Annotated in this window: 2 protein-coding genes; both read left to right on the top strand. The window is 62.4% G+C overall.

Features of this window, described 5'->3' with window-relative positions; translation table 11 throughout:
- The first annotated feature begins 54 nt into the window (after positions 1–54).
- Positions 55–924 (top strand): sugar ABC transporter permease, encoded by an 870-nt coding sequence (locus tag ENZ75_RS30675; RefSeq protein ID WP_024504714.1) that lies wholly within the window; start codon positions 55–57, stop codon positions 922–924.
- Positions 921–1,745: a carbohydrate ABC transporter permease gene (locus ENZ75_RS30670; protein WP_013528984.1), complete on the top strand. Its 825-nt coding sequence runs from the start codon at positions 921–923 to the stop codon at positions 1,743–1,745. Before ENZ75_RS30675 ends, ENZ75_RS30670 begins: the two co-directional genes overlap by 4 nt.
- Positions 1,746–1,829 lie beyond the last annotated feature (84 nt).

Below are 1,829 nucleotides of genomic sequence, written 5' to 3'. Positions count from 1 at the left end.
ATCTGTCAAGCCAGCGAAATCCAATCTCCCCGCAACGCGGTACAAAGCCAGCCGATGCAAAATCGTTTCTTGCCCTATCTCCTGACCTTGCCCAGCCTGTTTCTGGCGGCGGTGGTCATCTTCTGGCCGGTCTGGGACCTGATCCAGATCTCGACGCATGACGTCAGCCGCTTCGGCCAGCTTCGTGACTTCAACGACTTCGCCAATTTCGCGGCACTCGCTGCCGATCCCGATTTCACGGCCGCGCTTTGGCGCACCGGCCAATGGACGGTGATGGTGGTCGGCGGCGCGCTTCTCTTGTCGATCCCGGTGGCGATGATCCTCAACACCGATTTCTATGGCCGCGGCATTGCCCGCGTCATCATCATGCTGCCCTGGGCGGTGTCGCTGACCATGACCGCGGTGGTCTGGCGCTGGGCGCTGAGCGGCGAAAGCGGCATGCTCAATTCGGCGCTGATCGGCCTCGGCCTCATCGATCACAACATCCAGTGGCTGGCGAGTGCCGAAACCGCCTTTCCGATGCAAGTGCTGATCGGCATCCTGGTGACGGTGCCGTTCACGACGACGATCTTCCTCGGCGGGCTGTCGTCGATCCCGGACGATCTCTACGAGGCGGCGGCGCTTGAAGGGGCGACGCCGCTGCAGCAGTTCCGCGAAATCACCTTTCCGCTCCTGAAACCGTTCATCAACATCGCCATCGTGCTCAACACCATCTACGTCTTCAATTCCTTCCCGATCATCTGGGTGATGACGCAGGGCGGTCCGGCCAACTCGACCGATATCCTGGTCACCCATCTCTACAAGCTGGCCTTCCGCATCGGCAAGCTGGGCGAAGCATCGGCGGTGTCGCTGGTGATGTTCGCCATCTTGCTGGTCTTCACCATGATCTATGTGCGGCTGGCGATGCGGGAGCAACGCGCATGACGAGCAAGCTCAAGCGTTCGATCATCGCCTGGCTGCTGCTGGCGCCGCTGATCGTGGTGACGCTCTTTCCCTTCGCGGTGATGTTCCTGACCGCAGTCAAGCCGAGACAGGAAGTGCTGTCGCCGACCTGGTGGCCGAGCGAATTCCGCTGGTCGAATTTTTCCGACATGTGGGTGGCGACCGGCTTCGGCCAGGCGTTGCTCAATTCGCTCTACGTGTCTGTGATCGCCACCGTCGGCGCCATCCTGATCTCGGTTCCGGCGGCCTATGCGATGTCGCGCTTCCGCTTTGCCGGCTACGGCGCCTTGCGCCAGTTCCTGCTGATTTCGCAGATGATCTCGCCGATCGTGCTGGTGCTCGGCCTGTTCCGGCTGATGGCGGCCTGGGGCCTGGTCGAGAGCACGACGGCGCTCGGCTTCATCTACATGGCCTTCAACGTCGCCTTCACGGTGTGGATGCTGCAGAGCTATTTCGACACCATCCCGCGCGATCTCGAGGAAGCCGCCTGGATGGAGGGCGCCGGCCGCTGGCTGACCTTGCGCAAGGTGTTCCTGCCGCTCTGCCTGCCGGCGATCGCGGTGACGGCGATCTTCACCTTCATCAACGCCTGGAACGAGTTCGTCGTGGCGCTCACCATGCTGCGCAGCCAGGAAAGCTACACGCTGCCGATCCAGGTGTTTTCGCTGGTCGCCGGCCGCTACACCATCGAATGGCATCACGTCATGGCCGCGACGCTGCTGGCGACCTTGCCGGTGGCCATCCTGTTCATCTGGCTGCAGCGCTACCTCGTCAGGGGCCTGGCGCTCGGGGCGGTCAAATAGCGCCTATTCACGGACGGAGCTTTCATGCGCATTTTCACCGCCTCGCTGGCGACGGCAACCAACACCTTCTCGCCGGTGCCGACC

It is taken from the genome of Mesorhizobium sp. M7A.F.Ca.CA.002.04.1.1, assembly GCF_004022805.1.
GTDB lineage: Bacteria > Pseudomonadota > Alphaproteobacteria > Rhizobiales > Rhizobiaceae > Mesorhizobium > Mesorhizobium ciceri.
This window is presented reverse-complemented; position numbering and strand designations above follow the sequence as displayed.

Excerpts from the sequence above, each read along its gene's own strand:
- ENZ75_RS30675 (WP_024504714.1), top strand. The coding sequence starts at position 55 with ATGCAAAATCGTTTCTTGCCCTATCTCCTGACCTTGCCCAGCCTGTTT.
- ENZ75_RS30670 (WP_013528984.1), top strand. The coding sequence starts at position 921 with ATGACGAGCAAGCTCAAGCGTTCGATCATCGCCTGGCTGCTGCTGGCG.